The sequence below is a fragment of the Pseudoalteromonas luteoviolacea CPMOR-1 genome (assembly GCF_001625685.1).
GTDB classification, from domain to species: domain Bacteria; phylum Pseudomonadota; class Gammaproteobacteria; order Enterobacterales; family Alteromonadaceae; genus Pseudoalteromonas; species Pseudoalteromonas luteoviolacea_K.
Genome location: NZ_AUYC01000020.1, coordinates 188,416 through 208,445, shown reverse-complemented (window position 1 = coordinate 208,445; position 20,030 = coordinate 188,416). Strand labels below are relative to the sequence as shown.

Below are 20,030 nucleotides of genomic sequence, written 5' to 3'. Positions count from 1 at the left end.
TTCCGACAACTAGAACAAGGACTCAAAGCTTCCATCTGGAAACAAAATGCCCGGAATGCCTCTAATTGTTCTTACATCAGCAACTAGTTTATCACCAAAATAAAAACCACCCGTATACAAATCTTTCTTTTTCTTGATATCTACCCAATAACCGTCTTGTCCCCTCACAATGACATTGATATTACCTACCAAGTTTGTAACTGTAATTTCACTTACGTGGCCACCTAGAATGATTGCAATATCTGCGGTAGTAAAGTCAGATAAATCATCTGGTTCTCCTGTCACTTGTATTCTAAGATCTTTACCACCATTAAGTGCCAATTCTAGCTGCGCACCAAAAACCAGATCCATATCTGTTCTCAATGCCAGAGGAGAACGTTCATTTGCGTATATACGCAGTGGTGTTACTTGGTTATTGGTTGTAAGCATACCATCAACAGAAAGATGAGGTAAAATAGACTTGGTGTTGCGAATACTTAAGTTTTGTCTTAAATAGTCTACATTGATGTTCCCAGTTAAAACCGCATCACCCTGTGAAAGCTTTATGTCTCCAGATGCGTTTGCAATGCCGATTACTTCATCAATATTATTAGGGTCAAAACTACTCTCACTGACAATTTCAAACTCGTCAAAACTAAACTCTAGTTTTGTGCCTGGTTTTGATATTTCACCCACCCCATTGCCTACGATTTTATCACCAAGTGCAGGGCTGATCCTCCATTCTGGAACTGAGATATCAACGTCCACCTCAAAGCCTTGTCTTACACCAGTTACAATCCATCTAAAGCCTCCTTCTGTTTGATAATCTATATCTAAACCAGGCAGGGTATAACTTCCCGACACAGAATTTTCAAAAGGTGAAACATGCTTAACAACGTCACCAATAACCTCAAGCGCAACCAAAAACGCATCTTGGGCGTCATCATTGACCAAATCTTCTACCTCTTCTAGTTTCACTTTTAGCTCTTCGCTATATTGCTCATCTTGCAAACGTAAAACACCGATAGCGTTTCGAATATGGTTCAATAATTCATTGCTATATGGCTCTATTTCAGTGTGTAGCTCCCTGCTAGAGTCTAGTCTAAGCAATTCATTTACTTCAATTAATACCTTTTCAGATACGCCTCTGTACAAAGAATTGGTTTCTTCAGTAATGAGCGTCTCGATTAAGTAATCGTTAGCAAGTTGCCTATATGGAGTTAACGCTGCACTATTACCACTCAAGCCCTCTTCGATTGCATTAATAAATAACTCGCTATCTTTCTGATTTTGACTATGTTGATGCATCACGTCGATATAGGTCATTACATCTGACACATATTCAGCTTTTTGTTTGCTCTGAATAGTACTTTGCGTCAAATGATTATTAGGTGCCGCTGTCAGTGACCAAATTGAACTATCTAGTTTCGAAGAGACCAACGCACTATTAAAGCTGGAGAACAAAACTTGGTTAATACCTGGCACTGGTAATACTGTCATCTCAAAATGAACTTCGGCATTAATAGGTTCGTCAAAGTCGATTTCATTATTGCCATTCAGATCATTTGGGTCATTTAACAATGAGCGGCCACACCCAGAGCGCTTTGGGCAAGTTACAGTGCTACTATTTGGTGCATACATAAAGCTATATTGCCCGCCAACTGAAACAGTTAGCGCAAATTGGTTCAACGACTCTACATTATGTATTTGCTGTGAATTGTCACTCAGATTCAGCACAGTTAACTTACCGCTTTTATCCACAAAATCAGGCGAGTAAAAGCGCATATTTGCTTCAAATTTTTCAGTCGTATCATTTCCAAAGCCGGGTTGAATATCAGAGACTTGAGGGACATCGGCACCACTTCCACCACAACCAGCTATTAATGCCATAAGCAAATATAAAACACTTACTTTTTTCATTATTATTCTCCTACAACACTAAACGGATAAACCAGTTAATGTTCGCGTAGTGTGCGTCATCAAGGTCCAAGCGGTCTGTTTTGACAGAAAGTCCAAAATAGTCATTTGCAATACCAAACTCAACAGCCTTAGAATTTGTTTCATATCCAGAAAATGCACGCCAACTATCATTAAAGTGATAATTTATATTTCCTTGAATAAACGTATCTTTATAAAAACGGCGAGTGAATACATCAAACGACACTCGGTCATTTAAGCGATATTGCACATCAAAATAATATCTGGCGTCATGCTCAAAGGAATAATCTACCTCGCGACCAAATGCGGATGTACGCAAGCGAACAGAAGGAGAGGTTTCAATACTGTCGCCTTGTTCAGTGAATGGCACATCGGTCGTTACGCCATTTACAAAACCAACACCTGAATATTTTGTTTCATTGATCAGATCTAATCCTTTGAAAGACAATGTAAGGTCGTCATTTACTCGCCATTTAATCGCCAAATCAATCGAGTACCCTTCACCTTCAGGACTTTGTTTAGGCGTAAATGACTTAAATAAGATATCTTTCGAGAAGAAATATTGCGTTTCCAATGCCCCCTTTATTTCATCACTAAAAACAGTACCATCAACAATCGCATCTTGAAAATGCGCACTTTGGTAGTAGGTAACTTTCGGTACTATTGTGAGAGTTTCATCAAAAAAGTTAAAGTCATAGGAAAGAAATATCCCATGAGAGGTGGATTGCTTGCCCTTTAAATAATATCGGTAGTTTCTGGCCTCAAATGGTAAATCGTTTTTTTCTAGGTAAGTAAAAAGCGCGGTATCTGGGTCAAATTCAAGTGCATAGTTGTATCGGCTTTGAGCCCCTACGGCAACACCTTTATATTTTACCCCAAGCTCAAAAACATTAAATGTGAAGGCACTGTCCCCCGAACTGAGCGGCTTATCAAACTCATCGAGAAAGGATTTTACGGGCTGTGCTTCTGTATATATTTCTGAGTCAAACGTGTTAATTATCTCAAAATCATTGGCATATGTAGAGCTTGAGAATAGTATCGCGAGAAGAAGTGCATTTGGCTTTATCATCATTATTAGATCAAAGGCGGTAAAAACCGCCTTCCTTTATTATTATGGAGAACGGTTAATTGATGTTTTGCCCCAAGAAGTCAATATCAGTGTAATCGATAACTTGGCCATCAACATAAGTGACTCTAAATCCATTTGTGATTTCAACCACATCACCCACCTTAACTGGCGTCGTGTCGTTGTAGAGCGTAACATCACCGACGAGAGGTCCGTCAGTGTCAACTAAATTGACGTTAAATACATAACCATTAAACTCATTAAGCATAATTTTAGCTAAGCCTAATTCATCATTATCATCTTCGTTTCTCAGCGCAAAATCAGCTGTAAATGAAAGGTCCTCGGTGACTCCAGACATAACGATACTGGCATGTTCAATCGCACCACTTACAAACAATGGGACGGTATTGCCAGCACTGTCTGTAGAAGTAAGCTCTGATGCCAAAGTACCGTTAAAGCCATACTGACCATCAACAAATTCGACAATATTGAACGTCTTAGCACTAGATGCATCAAAGTTTCTCGCATCTTCAATCGTTGTTATGCTACCGTCGATAAAGATCACAGAACATGACGCATTTGGCTGTTCAACCACATCCAGAGACCAACGTTCACACTCAGCCAAATCTGGAGATTTGACTAACACAGTTTGACCATCAGTTGATTTTAGCGTTCCAGTCCAGGTCAAAATGATTTTGCTTGTCGCGCCGGAATTGACCTGCGCGTTAGCTAAGATATGCTCATCATCTTGCGTGTTTGTTAGCTCAACTTCATAGGTATCCGTGTTGTAGCGATAAGTCCACGCAGGGTAATTAGGAGCCGTTCCACTGTGAGAACCTGAATCCAAGTTTTGATCCCAAATATCTCTAACTACGTCATACACTACTTCACCGGCATTAAATACCGCATCCGCACCTTCTTTAGTGACAAATGCAACCGATGTCATTTTCTCTGTGCCTGACTTACCTCTTGCATTGTCGACCGCAGATGAAACATTACTGTTTAAAGCTCGGATATCAGACTCAGTTGCCTTAAACGCTGTAACGCTTGCAGTAACTGTTTGCTGTATTGTCGTTGACTCTGTGACAAACTGCTGCGCTTCTACTCTTTGCTCTTCAGTGGTCGCCAGCGCTAAATATTCTTCAGCACGTGTTTTGGCAAGCTCGATGTCGTTCAAAATATCTGTGGTCAAAACATTTAGCGCATTAAACTTATCTACAGCGCTTTGCGAGCTTGTAAATGCCGTTTCCAATGCTGCTAAATCTGTACCAGCCGATGCGAATAAATTAGTCGCATCTGAAAATTGAGACTGAACATCAGCATTAGCAGTATTGAATGTTTGCTCCTGCTCCTTAGCGCGCTCTAATGCAGCTTCTGCAAGCACCTTCGCTGCACTCGAAGCGTCATCCAACAACGCGACAGCTTTTTCCCTCTCTGCGTTTGCGGCCGTCACCATACCCGTGACATTTGAACTCAGTGAAGCAGTGTTGTTAACAAGCGTTTGAGAATCCGTCGCAGCCGATTGTGCATCAGTAGTTAATGCCAACAGCCCCACAGCACTTGCCAAAATTTGCCCAGCTCTTGAAACTAATGCAACTGTATCTCGCTCTAAGTTAGACCCAGATAGCTCTGCGATAAAGTCATCAGCTGCTTTCAAATAGCTTTCTTTTTCTTCTTGAGTTTGCGCAGATTCACCTAACGCTATAACCGCTTGCAAACCTGGCGTCAATCCATTGTAGGTCACATTTAAAGATGATAGTTGTGTTTGAGACTGAGTTAATGAAGCCAAAAGTTCCGTTAAGCTATCACTGATTAAAGTGCCATCGTCAGTGTTACACTCTTCCCCCTCACAACCTAAATCTTCCACCGCATTCTTGGAGTCCTCAGCAGCGTCCTCAAGTGCATTTTCATCCGTTGCGCCTGATTCAATTGCCTGGTCGCGAGCATCTTTCGCTTTTTCAGCAAGCTCATTCAGTGAGTCGTCATCCAGATCTGGTGCAACTTCCTTAAGCGCCGCTTTGATCGCTTCAACATCACCACTTGCAATCGCCACGAATACAGTTGCTGTTTTATTTACTTCCTCTTGAAGTGTGGCCGCAAGTTGAGCTACCGCAGCATCTTCGTTGCCTTTAAAACTGCCATCAGTAACCCCTTTTTTTAACGTATCAAGCACAGAACCAAGTGAAGAACCATCACCAGAATTAGACGCAATATTTTGCAGCGTAGAGGCAACATTGATAAGTGCTAACGTTCCCGCATCAATGGTGTCCTCTGATGTCACATCTGTGAAATCAACCGCACCACCGAGAGAAATATCTCCAGATAACAATACTGCATCTTTCGCAGCTTCTGGACCAAGGAGGATTAACAGCGTATTCAAACTTGCATCGGCAACTGTTTCGGCGCTTACGTTACCGCCATCTTGTGAGACTTTTTGTAATAACTCCGACGCCAATGTCGTGAAAATTGTTGCATGTGCTGTGTAAGACTTTGTCGTCCCTTCAGCACCTTTCGCTTGTCGACTTGCTTGGGCTGTAATTTCTTTAACCACATTAAGTGTCAAGTCATCCTGATACCATTCATCGAAGTCAATTTTTGAGTTTGAGTTAGCGTCATTTTCTGAACTTTCTACGTATTCACCACAACCTAAAAGCGCATCACACTTGATAAAACCGCTTGTTTTCGTCGTTTTAATTGTGATGTACAAAGCACCGCTGAACTGTTGATCAATATAAAAACCATATGTGCCATCATCAGCGGTAAGCAGTGACTGTGGACTCTCACTGAGTATTTGTGATTTAGCCAATTCAACCGCAACGGCTTCACTCGTACCTGCCGCTGTTTTTTCTACGGTTGTTAAATCGCTCCTAAAGGCTACATCAACCAACTCACCATTTTTTAATTCTTTTACAACGAGCTCTGCACCTCTGAGTGTACCTTTTACAGCTTTTCCGGAAACAAACACATTAAAATCAACTGAAGCTGTGCCTTCAATATTTGATGGCAGAGGCTCCACAGGAACCGTACTCGTAGAGTCTTCGCTTTCAAAAAGACTACACCCAGATAGACCAAGTGTTAATGCGACTGAAACTGAAAGAGAGGAACGGTAAATTTTTTTATTCACCACTGGAGGCCTCCTTAAATGCCTTAGAATTTTTCTTTTAATTGTTTTAAGCGTAGTTGCTAAAGAGTAAATCTCTAGTACACAAGCTACTTTTTTCCAAAATTCTTGTTAATTAATTTGCACTTACCTTCAAAAAACAACCTCCATTTTTGCAATACCCTGACCAATCAAATACAAAAAAACAACAATATAGAAACTAGCAACATATAAAACTCACGCAATGTTACACACATGAAAACAAACCAATCAAAAAAAATCAACAAAGTTATTATTCAACACACACGTAAATCTCTAACAAAACCGCCACAAAAATAAAAATAAACAAGAAAAAACAACGAGATAAAACAAAATCAAAAAAAGACAAAAAAATATACATTTCAGAAATGTTGCAATTAAATCAATTTACAGACATAAAACACCAAACCCAACCCCAGATGTATACAAACTGTATCTGTTGCCAAAATAGCAACGGGCACTTTTTAAACAACAAACTGTTGAAACAAATTGATGTGTGAAATGGTATAAAGTGACAGGGGTACTTTTGATTGCTTACCTACAACGTCATGAGGCAAAAGTAATTAGCCGATAAAGACGGAATTTTCAGCTTATGTTTAGCGGTATGAAAAGAAGTAAAGAGGATTGCTTGGCGTGGAGCCTTTAAATGAAGGAACCAAAACTTGCCATTGCATTTCCGCTAAATTACAGGCTCCGACCATCACTTCTGCTCGCCATAAGCCAGAATCAACTTTGTTAAATACAATCGGAATTTTTCCCATATACATAGAGACTCCTTCTATATATGCACTGCTCAGCTTAATTTCGGGCTGTGTTTTAACGAAAATAACAAAAGGCTCTTCTGCTCTTATTAGTTTGCTTGAAAGCCAAAACTGGGTTGTAGAGTTCACTTGGCAAGGTGCCGACTTAACACAATTTTTAGTTTTGATTGAACTTTCACTTTTTTCTGAACCTTCATGTATACTTATATATAGCTCTGAGCAGGACGTAAGTAAATAAATTAAAATTATCAAAGCGAATGTTGAAAAATAGCGCATAATTTAAGCTGACTAGAGTCAAAATTGTGTGCCTATGATACTACGCTTATCAAGCTTTGAGGGCCAGCCAAGGTTAGAATAAATCTCGGTTGAATTGACCGTGGTCATGAAAACTGGACGGTTTTAAACTACCTGCTGAAAACTTGATTGATGTCATGCTTTGGGGTGTTTTAGGTATCTTTTGTTTTGCAAAAAAATTATTATTTCCTTGCAAAAATAAGGGTTTCTCAGGCTTGCTTTGACATATTTAGCGTACGAAAAGCGGGACTGTTGAAATATAAAAGAGGGCCTGTTTTACAGGTTAATCATTTCTAAACGCATTAACTGCAGCGGAATCCAGAAAATGAGCCAAACAGTAGCATCACAAACTGAGTACAATTATAAAGTTGTACGCCAATTCGCTATTATGACAGTGATTTGGGGCATCGTTGGCATGGGTGTAGGTGTATTTATCGCAGCGCAACTTGCTTGGCCTGCTTTAAACTTCGACATTCCATGGTTAACTTACTCTCGACTTCGTCCGTTACATACGAACGCTGTTATTTTCGCCTTTGGTACTAGTGCATTATTTGCAACTTCATATTATGTAGTGCAACGCACATGTCAAACGCGTCTTTTCTCCGACAAATTAGCTTCATTTACATTTTGGGGCTGGCAAGCAATTATCGTTGCAGCCGCAATTACACTACCTTTAGGTATTACAAGCTCAAAAGAATATGCAGAGCTAGAGTGGCCTATTGATATTGCAATTGCAGTCGTTTGGGTAACTTATGCAGTCGTCTTTTTCGGCACACTGATTAACCGTAAAGTGTCTCATATCTATGTTGCTAATTGGTTCTATGCTGGATTTATTATCACTGTTGCCGTCCTTCACATCGTTAACAGTATGGCAGTACCGGTATCACTGACTAAATCATACTCAATCTACGCAGGTGCGGTAGATGCAATGGTACAATGGTGGTACGGTCACAACGCGGTAGGCTTCCTTTTAACCGCTGGATTTTTAGGAATGATGTACTACTTCGTTCCTAAGCAAGCTGGACGTCCTGTGTATTCATATAGATTGTCCGTAGTGCACTTCTGGGCTCTTGTCTCTCTTTATATTTGGGCTGGCCCTCACCACCTTCATTATACTGCTTTACCTGATTGGACTCAGTCGCTTGGTATGGTTATGTCCGTGATTCTATTTGTTCCTTCATGGGGCGGTATGATCAACGGTATTATGACGCTATCAGGCGCATGGCATAAGCTTCGTACCGATCCAGTATTGCGTTTCTTAGTTGTTTCTCTGTCATTCTACGGTATGTCAACATTTGAAGGTCCAATGATGGCAATCAAGTCTGTAAACGCCCTATCGCATTACACTGACTGGACTGTTGGTCACGTTCACTCTGGTGCTCTTGGTTGGGTCGCAATGATTTCAATTGGTGCTATCTACCACTTAATCCCTGCATTATTTGGCCATGCAAACATGTATAGCGTGAAACTGGTTAATACACACTTCTGGTTACACACTGTGGGCGTTGTTTTATATATCGTTGCAATGTGGATTTCAGGTGTAATGCAAGGCTTGATGTGGCGTGCAGTAAACTCAGACGGCACCTTGATGTACAGTTTCGTACAATCTTTAGAAGCTTCATATCCATTCTACATCATGCGCTTCTTAGGCGGTGTGTTCATCGTGGTCGGCATGCTAGTAATGGCTTATAACGTATACCGCACTGTTACTGCAAAAAGTGGCTCTCTCGCTACTGATGCAAACACGCAAATGGCTTAAGAGGTATCGAATATGAGCAACAATAATAATTCGACAAATAAACACGAAATTGTAGAAAAGAACGTTGGACTGATGGCGATTCTCACAGTGTTTGCGATTAGCTTCGGTGCACTGGTAGAGATCACGCCTTTAATGTTCCAAGAAGACACAACACAGCCGGTTGAAGGTTTACGTCCGCTTACCGCACTCGAAATGGAAGGTAGAGACATTTATGTACGTGAAGGGTGTTACAACTGTCACTCACAAATGATCCGCCCTTTCAGAGATGAGGTTGAGCGTTACGGACATTACTCCGTCGCTGGCGAATCTGTTTGGGATCACCCATTCCAATGGGGTTCGAAACGAACTGGACCCGATCTCGCGCGTGTGGGTGGTCGTTATTCTGACGATTGGCATTATGCGCACCTGATCGACCCTCGCTCCGTAGTTCCTGAGTCAAATATGCCGGGATACCCTTGGCTAGATGAGAACGTACTGGATGGTAAATTAACCGCTAAGAAACTTGAAGTCTTTAAGAACTTCGGTGTGCCTTACACCGACGAAGATATCAAGAATGCGCAGCAAGCAGTTCAAGGTAAGACAGAAATGGAAGCCTTAATCGCTTACTTGCAACAACTTGGCACACATTTGAAGTAATTTATTATGGATTACGGCACATACAGAGGCATTTTAACTCTGGTAATTTTAGTACTGTTCATTGTGATTGTTGTGTGGGCTTACAGCAAACGAACCAAAAGTCGGTTTGACGACGCTGCAAAAGCCATATTCGACGATGAAATAAAACACGACAACACAATTTCAAAAGAGGAAAAGGAGTCTGAAAAATGACTAGCTTTTGGAGTATTTGGGTCATCGTATTGACCTTAGCATGTCTGGCTCTCATTTTTGGCCTATTAATTTGGAACCTGAAAAACTACACAGGTGTCGAAGAAGGTGCCAGTTGTGGTCATGAGTTTGACGGCATCGAAGAACTTAACAACCCACTACCAAAATGGTGGACTTACATGTTCTTCGCAACATTTGTTTGGTCTGTATACTACCTAGCAATGTATCCTGGTTTAGGTAACTTTGCTGGTTTGCTCGGCTGGACCAGCTCTAACCAGGGTGTCACATCGCTTCAAGAGTCTAAACAAGCGGTGTTAGACGCAAAAGATAAAGGCCTTTGGGTTCAGCTAGATAAAGAGTTTGAAGCGGCGGACGAACGCTTTGGCCCTATCTTTAAAGCATTTGCAGAGCAAGATGTATTAACACTTGCAAAAGACTCAAGTGCACTTGAGATCGGACAAAGACTTTATGCACAAAACTGTGCACAATGTCATGGTTCAGATGCGCGTGGTGGCCTTGGTTTTCCTAACCTAACTGACAAAGACTGGTTATATGGCGGTACACCTGACCAAATCAAAGAAACCTTATTGAATGGCCGCGTCGCAGCCATGCCTGGTTGGGAGGCTGCACTTGGCGAGCAAGGCGTGAAGGAAATGACGGCTTTTGTGCTGAGCCTATCAGGACGTACAGTAAACCAAAAAGATGCTGATGCAGGTAAAGCTAAGTTTGGCATGTGTGCAGCATGTCACGGTGCAGATGGCACAGGCTCAGTAGCACTTGGATTACCATTCGGTGCACCTGATTTAACAGATAATATTTGGCTATACGGCGGTTCCAAACGCGCAGTTGAAGAGTCAATCCGCCATGGTCGTGCCGGTGTAATGCCTGCATGGAAAGACATCTTAGGTGAAGATAAAGTGCACCTGTTAACGGCCTATGTATATAGCTTGTCTCAAGAGAAATAAGCTTTATATGAACTCGTAAGCCTCCTTTGTTGGGGGCTTACTCATAGTAAAAAAACAACAAAAATTACATCTTTAATGACTGCCAAAATCGGCACCAACAACATTGTAAAGTAGTGACAAATTATGAATCCAACTCCGTGGTATAAGAATTTTTGGCCTTGGTTTTTAATGTTTTTCCCACTTGTGACCATCATTGCATGCGTATTTTTAGTAACTTATGCTGTTGGTAATGGTCCCGATATGGTCGTCGATGATTATTACAAGAAAGGTAAAGCAATCAACCTTGAATTAAGTAAATTCGATAAAGCGAAAGCATTGTACCTACACGGCGATTTAAACGTTGAAAATGATCGTATCAGTTTTGACTTCACCAAAGGTGATCACAGTAACGTTAATGCATTAAAAGTGTCGTTTTATCATCGTACCATCAAAAAATACGATTTCTCTACCACTCTACTTGCCAATGCCAGCGGCACCTTTACTGCGTTGCTGGATAATGAGCATAAAGGCGCATTTACCGTGTTCATTGAACCTATGGACGGCAGTTGGAAAATGAAAGAGAACTTACAATTACCAACAGATAAGCCAGTTTCTATTACACCTCAATACAAGTAACTCTTATGGCAAAAAGTTGTTTTCATTGCCTTGAAGCTGTGCCTTCTGGCTTTAAAGGTGAAGTTATTTTCGAAGGAGTCGCCAACCCTGTATGTTGTACAGGTTGCCAAGCAGTTGCAGAAACTATCCTTGCGCAAGGAATGAGTGATTATTATAAGTTTCGTACAGAGTCCAGTGGTAAAGTTGAGGAACTGGTACCAGAACAATTAAAAGAGCTTCTCAGCTATGACAACCAAGATATTCAAAAAGATTTTGTTGCTGAACAAGGCAAACTAAAAGAGGTATTACTTAGCGTTGAAGGAATAAGCTGTGCTGCATGTGCCTGGCTCATTGAGAAGCAATTACTTGCAATCTCCGGTATTAAACGTGTAGATGTTAATACATCAACACACCGAGCAATGATCTTGTGGCAAGATGAAAAAACCAAACTCAGTGAGATCATCGGTGCACTGATGCAAATTGGATACAAAGCATATCCATTCCAAGCCGATGAAGAAGCCGCACAAAAGCAAGCCGCGGCAAAAGCTTATATGCGTCGCTTAGGCGTTGCCGGACTAATGACCATGCAGGTCATGATGTTCGCTTTTGCCATGTATTTTGGCATGTTTTCAGGTATGGAAGAAGGGTTTGAACAGTACTTCCGCTGGATAAGCCTAATTTTAGCCTCCCCTGTGATTCTCTATTCCGCCCTGCCTTTTTTGACCAATGCAGTAAAAGGCCTCAAAAGCCGCCAGCTCAATATGGATCTGCCGGTTTCATTGGCTATTTTTGGCGCATATGGTGCAAGTTGTTATGCGACTGTCATGTCTGTCGGCGAGGTCTATTTTGAGTCCATCTGCATGTTTACTTTTCTGCTCCTACTTGGAAAGTATCTAGAGTTTAGAGCCCGAATGAAAGCAAGTGAGTTTACTGCTAACTTGCAAAAATTATTACCTCTTACCGCTAGACGATTATCTGGTGTCACAGAGGAAGTCATTGCGGCAAAAAGCCTACAATTAAATGATTTAATCTTGGTTAAACCTGGCGAAACAATCCCTGCCGATGGCATTGTGGTTGATGGTACTAGTACAGTCGATGAATCTATGATGACAGGTGAGCATCTCCCGATTAAAAAATTTACCAATCACCAAGTCTATGCAGGCACCCTGAATCACGATGGTGTGATTACCTTAAAAATTAATAAAGTTGGGCAGAACACACTGCTTAACCAAATCATTAAACTTCAACATAATGCTTTAATGAAAAGACCAAAAATTGTTGAAGTCACCGATAAAGTCGCCCAGTGGTTTGTGGCCTGCTTACTGATCTTTGCCTCCATTACAGCAATTGGTTGGTATCATGTCGAACCTGAACATGCATTCTGGGTCACAATCGCTGTTTTGGTTGCCACCTGCCCTTGCGCATTAAGCCTAGCTATCCCTACAGCTTTAACCTGTGCAGTTGCGACACTCACTAAAAAAGGCATCTTGATAAAAGAAGCGCATGTGCTCGAGACAACTCCAAAAGTAAGTCGATACGCTTTTGACAAAACAGGTACTCTCACAGAGGGTCGATTTACCATTTCTAATGTAACAATCCTAGATGAGCAGTATGCCGAGTCGATGATTTTGTCCCTTGCAAGCGCGCTGGAACGTTACTCTGAGCACCCAATAGCAAAAGCCTTTGTTGACAACAAGACAAGTTTTATAGAAATACATCAAGTCAGTGTATCAACAGGGCTCGGGGTCAGTGGTGAGTTTGAAGGTAAGCACATCGCAATAGGCAAACCTAGCTGGTTTGGAAGCCATGCATCTTTTGCACAAGCAACACTGTTTGTCGACAAGCGCCCTATCGCCGACTTTTACCTTCAAGATAAAGTACGAACAAGTGCCCCCGAAGTCATTGAATATTTACAAACTCAAAAACTGACTTGTCATATGTTAACTGGCGACAGCTCGAAAGCCGCCAGCAATTTGTCTAACGAACTAGGTTTAGACTCTTATAAGCAAGCTTGCGCGCCAAAAGATAAACAACGTGAAGTTGAACAATGGTCTAATAAAGGACACATTGTCGCTATGGTGGGTGATGGCGTAAATGATAGCCCTGTATTTAATAGTGCACACCTTTCTATCGCGATGGAAACTGGCGCGGATATTTCAAAAAACACCGCAGATGTAGTACTTTTAAATAGTGACCTAAATTCACTGAAAACGCTACAAGGTGTGGCTGTAAAAACTAAGCAAATTATTAAGCAAAATTTAACGATTTCGCTGTTGTATAACGGCTCTATCTTACCATTAGCTGCACTTGGGCTCGTGCCACCTTGGCTCGCTGTGATTGGCATGTCAGCAAGCTCTATTGTGGTCATAACTAACTCGTTAAGGTTATTGAAGCTATGAGTATAATTTATGTATTGATCCCCATCGCTATTTTATTTGTGGTTATCGCCATCGGGGTGTTTTTTTGGGCTGTAAAAAGCGAGCAATTCTCAGATTTAAATAAGCAGGCTCACAGCATTTTATTTGAAGATGACAAAGAGCAACATAAAAAGAGTAACGATGGAAATTAGCTTAGCCAGTGCCTTTTTTATGGGCTTAATGGGAAGTGGACATTGTCTTGCTATGTGTGGAGGTATTGCATCGAGCTTGCAACTTGCGCAGTCAAAGCAACCTCCCCTTATCGTCGCTTTTTTATACAATTTCGGCCGACTTTTAAGTTATGCTACCGCAGGCCTGTTGGTTGCTGCACTGGGCGCATCTTTAGCTAAACAACACACAGGGTTTGCTCTTGCTTTATCCTACTTAAGTGGCGTATTTATGCTGCTCGTTGGCTTATACATTATGCGGCTTGCAGGCACACTAAATTGGCTAGAAAAACTCGGAAACTTTGTAATTTGGCAACGTATAGTCAAGCTGAACAAACACATTTTACCGATTGATACCAAAGCAAAAGCGCTTGCTTATGGCGCTTTATGGGGATGGCTACCATGCGGCCTCGTATATAGTGCTTTGATATGGAGCCTTCAAGCAAAAAGTGCCCTGTATGGCGCACTTACTATGGTGGTTTTTGCTCTGGGGACCTTCCCTGCATTACTTGTTGCAGGGCAATCAGCGCAAATACTCAACAAATTTTTAAACCATACGGTAACGAGAGTGGCACTTGGTAATCTCTTTGTATGGTATGGATTTTATTTGATTATCATCACTAGTAATAAACTAGTAGATTAATCTAGTTTTATGCTTGCTAATATTAGATAATAGTAAGCATAGATTAAGTCCTTAAAAGCAGGAGTTTTTACGGGCTTATTATGGTGAAAATTTCGAAGTACTTAACTTAATAATAATATTTAAGTTTTTGTTTTTGGCAATTTTTGAATTTATTTTTTATGTGCGTCTAAGAATAATGGATTAATTATGGATTTAAATAATCGCTCCAAAAGTCAGTGTACAATCAGTTGTACAAATTGCAGTATAAGTCAGCTTTGCTTGCCTTATTCACTCAATGGTAATGAGATGGATAAGCTCGATGAAATCATCGAACGAAAGAAACCTTTGCATAAAGGTGACTTCTTATTCGAGTCTGGCTCACAACTTCAAGCAATTTATGCTGTTAGATCTGGCTCATTTAAATCTTATACCCTATCTGAGCAAGGTGATGAGCAAATAACTGGGTTTCACCTCGCTGGTGACTTGGTTGGTTTTGATGCCATCAACAAAATGCAGCATCAAAGCTTTGCTCAAGCCCTTGAGACATCAATGGTGTGCGAAATCCCGTTTGAAACACTGGATGAGCTCGCAGGTAAGCTACCAAAGCTTCGACAGCAAATCATGCGATTGATGAGTAACGAGATCAACTATGATCAAGAAATGCTATTGTTACTCAACAAAAAAACCGCCGAAGAAAGGCTAGCAACCTTTATCTTTAACTTATCTAATCGGTTCGGTGAACGCGGCTTCTCTCGAAAAGAGTTCCGTTTTACTATGACTCGAGGTGAAATAGGTAACTATTTAGGTCTTACCGTTGAAACAATCAGCCGCCTGTTAAGTCGTTTTCAAAAGGCTGGCTTAATTAAGGTTGAAGGTAAATTTATTACAATTTTAGAGCCTGAAGGCTTAGCTGCAGCTGCAGGTATTACGGCTTGATCTAAACCAATATTTGTGCCGAATTCACTTTATACCTTGGCTATATCAGTTACACTCAAAGTATATTGATTAGCCAAGTGCCATAGGAGGCTTTTATGGACAAGATAAAGAGAATTCTCACTGTTATTGACCCCACCAAAGAGCAGCAAAATAGCCTTGAACGCTCTATTAGTCTCGCCCAAAAAACCGGTGCAAAAATAACAGCATTTCTTTCAATCTATGACTTTTCGTATGAAATGACGACCATGCTCTCAAAAGATGAGCGCGAAGCAATGAGACATGCAGTCATCAAAGATAGAGAGGAATGGATTAGGGTATTTATAGAAAAATATACCGACCTCGATATTCAAGCAAAAGTGGTGTGGCATAACCGCCCTTACGAAGCCATTATCGAAGAGGTACTTAATGAACAATTTGACATTGTCATCAAGTCTACACACCAACACGATACATTAAAGTCTGTCATATTTACTCCCACAGACTGGCACCTAATACGCAAATGCCCTACCCCAGTCCTGTTGGTAAAAGATAAAGCCTGGCCAGAGCATGGAGAGATCATCGCAGCGGTTAACTCTGTCAGTGACAATGAGCAACACCAAGAGCTCAACAAGCGAATTGTCAAAGACGCCCTGTTTATTTGTGACCTTGCAGATGCGTCATTGAGCTTGGTTAATACCTATCCCGCAACCCCGGTAAACATCGCCATAGAAATTCCTGAATTCAACCCATCACAATACAGTGAAGCAGTTAAAAAGCACCATGAGGATGAAACATGGTCTTTAGCGAGTAAGTTTAACATCGCAAAAGAGACCTGTATTATCGAAGAAGGTCTACCTGAAGATGTTATCCCTTCTGTTGCAGGCAAAAAGTCAGCTGAGCTTGTCGTTATTGGTACGGTAGGAAGAACAGGATTAAGTGCCGCTTTAATTGGTAATACGGCAGAACATGTTATTGATAGCTTAGATTGCGACGTCTTAGCACTCAAACCTGATGGTTACAAAAGCCCCCTAGAAAACTAACATCGCATAAGTCCGATATTTAGTATCGGACTTTTCTTCAATGCATCAAGCGCCAGCTTATTTGTGCATTAAAACCTACAGCATAAAGAGATAAACCACCCCAATAAAGCACAGCCCAAACAGACACAACATGACGCCCCTTAAAAAGCGGGTAGACTCAGGCATTTCATATTGTCTAAATGCTTTCAAATTCAAGGCTTCTTTATTTGATAACCCCTTACAATGTGGGCACTCATCAAGTTCATCGCTCAAGGACACACCACAACGCTCGCTTGGTGAACAGTTTGCATTTCGATATCCAATCACCTGTTTCTCCCGTTGGCAAAGTTTAATAAGCACACAGTCTACTTTACTTTTCAACTGCAATCTTGTGCTTTACCAAAAATGCAAAAAAAGGGCCAAGCGGCCCTTTGAGGAATAACCCAGTGCTCTACTAAAACACTAGTTTTTATAAAAATAGCTGTCTTTCGTAATTGAAATACTGCTATCTTCATTCGCGGAGATAGTAAATTGAATTGGCGTTCGTTTACTTTGAATATCATAGCCATCAGCAGCAATCGTCACAGGGACGAGTAACATCTTACCTCCTTGTATTTCAATCTCTTGCGGGGCTGTTAGTTTAGCGTTATCCAAACCATGGAAGCTTACTTTGTATTGCAATGTTTGCTGCGTTTTATTAATGATACTTAACGTGTATGGGTTTTCGACTAACCCTTCGTAATTAACGCGGTAAAGTGCATTACGGTCACGTATAACCGATGCTTCGATGGGCGTACGATTGAATGCCCAAATCGCCATGGTGACAAGAATAACAGCAAACAAGCCTGCATAGCCGACAAGTTTGAGCCTGAAAGGGCTAGATGTTTTTCCAGCTGTTTGATTTTCACTAACGTACTGTATTAAGCCTGTTTGATAACCAAACTTAGACATGGTGTCATCACATGCATCTATACATAGTCCACAGTTAATACACTCATATTGAAGGCCATTTCGTATATCTATGCCCGCAGGACACACCTCAACACACAAGTTGCAGTCTACGCAATCTCCAAGCCCTTGTGCTTTGTGATCTGACTTGCGTTTGCGAGGTCCACGATTCTCTCCTCGTATTGCGTCGTAGGTAACTAACAAAGTGTCTTTGTCGAACATAACTGATTGGAAGCGTGAATATGGACATGCCACATTACACATTTTTTCTCTTAAAAAACCAGCATTGCCGTAAGTACAAAAAGCAAATAAAAACACCCAAAAGCTCACTAAACCAGACCACTCTAAAGTGAACATATCGATATATAAGGTTTTCGCTGGCACAAAATAAGCCATGAAAGAGGTCGCAGTAAATAAAGAAATCAATAACCAAATTGTATGCTTAGCTGTTTTTCTCAGTGCTTTTTGTGAATTCCAATTCGATTTATCTAGCTTAATACGTTGATTACGAGTCCCCTCAACTCGATGCTCTACCCATGTAAACATTAACATCCAAATGGTTTGAGGACAGGTATAACCGCACCAAACACGACCCAACCAGTTGGTGACAAAGAATAAGCCAAATGCACCCGCCATAAACACCCAGGCTAAAATCATAAAGTCATGCGGTAAAAATGTCTGGCTAAATATTCTAAATTGCTGACTTGAAACATCAAAAAGTACCGCTTGCTGGCCTTTGTAGGGGATCCAAGGAATGGCGATAAATACCAGCATCAAGATCCAGCCAAGGTTGCGACGAATTTTCTGAAAGAACCCTTTTTGTTCTCGGATATAAATTGGCCCTTCTTGCTTGTAGGGCTTAATAATCATATCCTCTTCTTTAATATCAAACTTCATATTACTTGCTTACGGTAAATGGAACACAATGAGTAGTTTGCAACTTTCAGACCAAACTGAAAGATATTTAAGTTTTTGATATTTAATTAGTTTTAATTAACCCCACTCTACTTTAACGTGATATTTCACGAAACCTCTTTAAATATCGCGTTTTTTCGAGATCCCCAACTTTTTCATCTTTGAGCGCAGTGTACTTTCATTTAATCCAAGCTTTTCAGCGGCTCCTTTCGCACCTGAAATTTTCCAACCGCTCATCTCTAACACTTTAATAATATGGTGCTTTTGAACTTCATCCAAACGAACTGCAGTCTCAGCTTTAATGACAACATTTTCATCTATGTGTAAAGGCTGTGACAAGTGCAATGTGTAACCGCTTGCTAAAATGGCTTCACGCTCCAAAATATTCTGAAGCTCTCTGATATTTCCAGGCCAATCATAGGACTCTAATTTTATTAAAGATGCTTTCGCTATCCCTTTGATTTGCTTGCCTAGCCGAACATTAAGCTTGTTAATCATGTTGGCACACAGCATAGGTAAATCTTCTTTTCTTTCACGAAGCGGAGGCACTTTAATAGGGAATACATTTAATCGATAATATAAATCCATTCTAAACGATCCCTCTTCCACCATTTGCCACAAGTCTCTGTTTGTCGCTGCAATTACTCGTATATTAACGGATATGGTTTTTGTACCACCGACACGCTCAAACTCTTGTTCTTGCAGCACACGTAGCAGTTTGCTTTGTGCCTCTTGAGGTAGCTCTCCAATTTCATCTAAAAACAGGGTACCATTGTGTGCAAGCTCAAAACGGCCTTTTCTCTTATCATGCGCGCCTGTAAACGCACCTTTTTCATGACCAAATAATTCTGACTCTAACAAGCTTGGCGAAAATGCAGCACAATTCACTCGTACAAATGGCATTTTCGCCCGACCACTTAAGGCGTGTAGGTTTCGTGCAACTAGCTCTTTACCTGTACCGTTTTCACCTAAAACAAGCACTGTACTGTCGGTTGTACTGACTAACTTGATTTGCTCAAGCATACGGTTGAAAACATGGCTTTGGCCCACCAAACCAGAACCTTGCCAATTTTGATTAATTTCAGACAACAGATAGCTATTTTCGTCTTTTAATTGCTCTGATAAAGATTGCACTTGCTTGAGCGCATCACGGAGTGCTTGCTCTGTTTCCTCTTGTTGTGAAATATCGCGAAATATCGCCACAGCTCCTATCACTTGACCATCTCGATACACAGGTGTTGATGTGTATTCAACCGGAAAGCAACTCCCATCTTTACGCCAAAAAACCTCTCCTTTAACATAACGCGTTTCACCATCAAACATGGTTTTATAAATTTGGCACTCATCGGCAGGGTATTCGCTACCATCTGCATGACTATGATGGTGATACTGGTGAATTTTTTTACCGAGTAACTCATCAGCTCCCCACCCTGTCATTTTTTCTGCTGCAGGGTTGATAAAAACAGCATTGCCTGACAAGTCAAAGCCATAGATACCCTCACCGACGGCATTGAGTAAGAGTTTTGGGTCATTTAAGAAGTGCTTAATAACAGATGACATCATCATTCCTCGTGATATTTCACGATTAATGGTACGCCAATCAACTTGATCTAGCGAGAAGTGTTCATAGAAAGGATGATCTTGGTCAAAAATGGGATTTATTTTGTATAAGAAATAAAAAAACCCAGCTGAACTGGGCTTTTGATC

The 20,030-nt window shown here is 40.9% G+C and carries 16 protein-coding genes; 10 read left to right on the top strand and 6 right to left on the bottom strand.

Annotated features, from left to right (window positions below):
• Positions 1-9: 9 nt before the first annotated feature.
• The 4 genes from N473_RS07990 to N473_RS07975 all read right to left on the bottom strand — a co-directional run bounded on the left by N473_RS07990 (position 10) and on the right by N473_RS07975 (position 7,159).
• Complete coding sequence (locus N473_RS07990) at positions 10-1,899, bottom strand: hypothetical protein (protein WP_063367449.1); 1,890 nt, start codon at positions 1,897-1,899, stop codon at positions 10-12.
• Positions 1,900-1,909: 10 nt separating this feature from the next.
• Complete coding sequence (locus N473_RS07985) at positions 1,910-2,989, bottom strand: hypothetical protein (protein ID WP_231099538.1); 1,080 nt, start codon at positions 2,987-2,989, stop codon at positions 1,910-1,912.
• A 52-nt stretch (positions 2,990-3,041) separates the two neighbouring features.
• A complete protein-coding gene (locus N473_RS07980) occupies positions 3,042-6,110 on the bottom strand; it encodes a hypothetical protein (protein ID WP_063367448.1) in 3,069 nt (1,022 codons plus the stop codon).
• A 608-nt stretch (positions 6,111-6,718) separates the two neighbouring features.
• Positions 6,719-7,159, bottom strand: coding sequence for a hypothetical protein (locus tag N473_RS07975; RefSeq protein WP_063367447.1), 441 nt, complete (start codon positions 7,157-7,159; stop codon positions 6,719-6,721).
• A gap of 343 nt (positions 7,160-7,502) precedes the next feature.
• Between N473_RS07975 and ccoN the strand changes: the two genes are divergently transcribed.
• The 10 genes from ccoN to uspE all read left to right on the top strand — a co-directional run bounded on the left by ccoN (position 7,503) and on the right by uspE (position 16,481).
• Positions 7,503-8,936 (top strand): cytochrome-c oxidase, cbb3-type subunit I, encoded by a 1,434-nt coding sequence (gene ccoN / locus N473_RS07970; RefSeq protein WP_023401643.1) that lies wholly within the window; start codon positions 7,503-7,505, stop codon positions 8,934-8,936.
• A gap of 12 nt (positions 8,937-8,948) precedes the next feature.
• Entirely contained in the window at positions 8,949-9,572 is a 624-nt protein-coding gene (gene ccoO / locus N473_RS07965; protein ID WP_039609018.1) for a cytochrome-c oxidase, cbb3-type subunit II, read from the top strand.
• Between the two features lie 6 nt (positions 9,573-9,578).
• Positions 9,579-9,764, top strand: a complete 186-nt coding sequence (locus tag N473_RS07960; RefSeq protein WP_046355371.1) for a cbb3-type cytochrome oxidase subunit 3 — start codon at positions 9,579-9,581, stop codon at positions 9,762-9,764.
• Complete coding sequence (gene ccoP, locus N473_RS07955; protein ID WP_063367446.1) at positions 9,761-10,726, top strand: cytochrome-c oxidase, cbb3-type subunit III; 966 nt, start codon at positions 9,761-9,763, stop codon at positions 10,724-10,726. Before N473_RS07960 ends, ccoP begins: the two co-directional genes overlap by 4 nt.
• A 123-nt stretch (positions 10,727-10,849) precedes the next feature.
• Positions 10,850-11,341 (top strand): FixH family protein, encoded by a 492-nt coding sequence (locus tag N473_RS07950; RefSeq protein WP_063367445.1) that lies wholly within the window; start codon positions 10,850-10,852, stop codon positions 11,339-11,341.
• Positions 11,342-11,346: 5 nt separating this feature from the next.
• Positions 11,347-13,719 carry a heavy metal translocating P-type ATPase gene (locus tag N473_RS07945; protein WP_063367444.1) on the top strand — a complete coding sequence of 791 codons (2,373 nt, stop codon included), beginning with the start codon at positions 11,347-11,349 and terminating at the stop codon, positions 13,717-13,719.
• Complete coding sequence (ccoS, locus tag N473_RS07940) at positions 13,716-13,889, top strand: cbb3-type cytochrome oxidase assembly protein CcoS (protein WP_039609023.1); 174 nt, start codon at positions 13,716-13,718, stop codon at positions 13,887-13,889. The genes N473_RS07945 and ccoS overlap by 4 nt, the downstream gene beginning before the upstream one ends.
• Positions 13,879-14,547, top strand: a complete 669-nt coding sequence (locus tag N473_RS07935; RefSeq protein ID WP_063367443.1) for a sulfite exporter TauE/SafE family protein — start codon at positions 13,879-13,881, stop codon at positions 14,545-14,547. The genes ccoS and N473_RS07935 overlap by 11 nt, the downstream gene beginning before the upstream one ends.
• A gap of 186 nt (positions 14,548-14,733) precedes the next feature.
• Positions 14,734-15,462 carry an FNR family transcription factor gene (locus N473_RS07930; protein WP_039609025.1) on the top strand — a complete coding sequence of 243 codons (729 nt, stop codon included), beginning with the start codon at positions 14,734-14,736 and terminating at the stop codon, positions 15,460-15,462.
• A 95-nt stretch (positions 15,463-15,557) separates the two neighbouring features.
• Positions 15,558-16,481 (top strand): universal stress protein UspE, encoded by a 924-nt coding sequence (uspE, locus tag N473_RS07925; protein ID WP_063367442.1) that lies wholly within the window; start codon positions 15,558-15,560, stop codon positions 16,479-16,481.
• A 441-nt stretch (positions 16,482-16,922) separates the two neighbouring features.
• Here uspE and ccoG read toward each other — a convergent pair whose 3' ends face one another.
• Complete coding sequence (ccoG, locus tag N473_RS07920; RefSeq protein WP_063367441.1) at positions 16,923-18,305, bottom strand: cytochrome c oxidase accessory protein CcoG; 1,383 nt, start codon at positions 18,303-18,305, stop codon at positions 16,923-16,925.
• Positions 18,306-18,443: 138 nt separating this feature from the next.
• Positions 18,444-19,883 carry a sigma-54 interaction domain-containing protein gene (locus tag N473_RS07915; RefSeq protein ID WP_063367440.1) on the bottom strand — a complete coding sequence of 480 codons (1,440 nt, stop codon included), beginning with the start codon at positions 19,881-19,883 and terminating at the stop codon, positions 18,444-18,446.
• Between the last annotated feature and the right edge of the window lie 147 nt (positions 19,884-20,030).

Coding starts and splice junctions, on each gene's coding strand:
- N473_RS07990 (WP_063367449.1), bottom strand. CDS start 1,899: ATGAAAAAAGTAAGTGTTTTATATTTGCTTATGGCATTAATAGCTGGT.
- N473_RS07985 (WP_231099538.1), bottom strand. CDS start 2,989: ATGATGATAAAGCCAAATGCACTTCTTCTCGCGATACTATTCTCAAGC.
- N473_RS07975 (WP_063367447.1), bottom strand. CDS start 7,159: ATGCGCTATTTTTCAACATTCGCTTTGATAATTTTAATTTATTTACTT.
- ccoN (WP_023401643.1), top strand. CDS start 7,503: ATGAGCCAAACAGTAGCATCACAAACTGAGTACAATTATAAAGTTGTA.
- ccoO (WP_039609018.1), top strand. CDS start 8,949: ATGAGCAACAATAATAATTCGACAAATAAACACGAAATTGTAGAAAAG.
- N473_RS07960 (WP_046355371.1), top strand. CDS start 9,579: ATGGATTACGGCACATACAGAGGCATTTTAACTCTGGTAATTTTAGTA.
- ccoP (WP_063367446.1), top strand. CDS start 9,761: ATGACTAGCTTTTGGAGTATTTGGGTCATCGTATTGACCTTAGCATGT.
- N473_RS07950 (WP_063367445.1), top strand. CDS start 10,850: ATGAATCCAACTCCGTGGTATAAGAATTTTTGGCCTTGGTTTTTAATG.
- N473_RS07945 (WP_063367444.1), top strand. CDS start 11,347: ATGGCAAAAAGTTGTTTTCATTGCCTTGAAGCTGTGCCTTCTGGCTTT.
- ccoS (WP_039609023.1), top strand. CDS start 13,716: ATGAGTATAATTTATGTATTGATCCCCATCGCTATTTTATTTGTGGTT.
- N473_RS07935 (WP_063367443.1), top strand. CDS start 13,879: ATGGAAATTAGCTTAGCCAGTGCCTTTTTTATGGGCTTAATGGGAAGT.
- N473_RS07930 (WP_039609025.1), top strand. CDS start 14,734: ATGGATTTAAATAATCGCTCCAAAAGTCAGTGTACAATCAGTTGTACA.
- uspE (WP_063367442.1), top strand. CDS start 15,558: ATGGACAAGATAAAGAGAATTCTCACTGTTATTGACCCCACCAAAGAG.
- ccoG (WP_063367441.1), bottom strand. CDS start 18,305: ATGAAGTTTGATATTAAAGAAGAGGATATGATTATTAAGCCCTACAAG.
- N473_RS07915 (WP_063367440.1), bottom strand. CDS start 19,883: ATGTCATCTGTTATTAAGCACTTCTTAAATGACCCAAAACTCTTACTC.